We start from the raw sequence: 1,081 nt of genomic DNA on the forward strand, positions 1-1,081 counted from the left end.
ATTTTGTACGCTCAGGCTTACATAAATCTCGGCCCTTTGCGGCTATCTAGGATACTGGAACTTTCCTATGATGAACTCATCAGGAACAGGAAGTTCCATACAAGAATAACAATAGATAAGCACAAGGACTGTAAGGTACGACAGGAGTTATACCGAGCGAACCAATACGGAAAACCCCGGCAGGATGCCGGGGTTTTTTATTGCCTATCATTTCTCATTTGCAAAACAAGCATAATGCTCCTAAAATATAGACTATAATCTATATTTTGGTTGTGGTATGTGGACAGTCATTACGACAGATCTATTTAATCAGTGGCTTGAACAGCAAGATGAATCGACACAAGAGAAGGTCCTAGCTGCCCTGGTTGTTCTACAGCAGCAGGGACCGAGTTTAGGCCGTCCTTTAGTAGATACTGTGTATGAGTCTAAATTTACCAATATGAAAGAACTGCGTGTTCAACATCGCGGTAGACCCTTAAGAGCTTTCTTCGCATTTGATCCCTTACGACAGGCTATTGTTCTATGTATTGCTGATAAAGGCGGTAAAAAGCGTTTTTATAAAGACATGCTGGATATTGCAGATGAACAATACCAACTTCATCTCACCACCCTAGGAGATAAATCTAATGGCTAAGACTCTGCAAGAATTGTTAGCTAGCCGCTCTCCAGAGAGCCAAGCCCGTATTCAAAAAATGGCAGATGAATTACTGCTAGAAAATCAGCTTCATCTTATTCGTGAAGAACTCGAAATTTCTCAAAAAGAGCTTGCTGAAACTTTGGGAATAAAACAGCCATCGCTTTCAGCAATAGAAAATCGTGGCAATGATCTTAAGATTTCAACCATGAAAAAGTATGTTGAGGCAATGGGTGGGAAGCTCCGTATTGATGTAGAGCTTCCAACAGGAAAACATATAGGATTCAATGTTTAACAATAAAAATGGGAGCTATAGGCTCCCATTTTTAGATTCGTATAACGTGTATTATGTTAATTTTAGAAAATATTAAGGATGGGAATAGAGAATGGTAGAAACAGACCAAAAATTAGCACAGAACGGATGTTGTTATGCTTAATCCTGATCGG

General features: G+C 39.6%; 2 protein-coding genes. Both read left to right on the forward strand.

Going from position 1 to position 1,081, the window contains the following annotated elements:
- The first annotated feature begins 277 nt into the window (after nt 1-277).
- On the forward strand, nt 278-634 hold the full coding sequence (locus FTV41_RS15010; protein WP_000269911.1) for a type II toxin-antitoxin system RelE/ParE family toxin: 357 nt from the start codon (nt 278-280) through the stop codon (nt 632-634).
- Nucleotides 627-929 carry a helix-turn-helix domain-containing protein gene (locus FTV41_RS15015; protein ID WP_001140620.1) on the forward strand — a complete coding sequence of 101 codons (303 nt, stop codon included), beginning with the start codon at nt 627-629 and terminating at the stop codon, nt 927-929. The genes FTV41_RS15010 and FTV41_RS15015 overlap by 8 nt, the downstream gene beginning before the upstream one ends.
- Nucleotides 930-1,081 lie beyond the last annotated feature (152 nt).

This window comes from Acinetobacter sp. YH16051, from assembly GCF_013417135.1.
Lineage (GTDB): Bacteria > Pseudomonadota > Gammaproteobacteria > Pseudomonadales > Moraxellaceae > Acinetobacter > Acinetobacter towneri.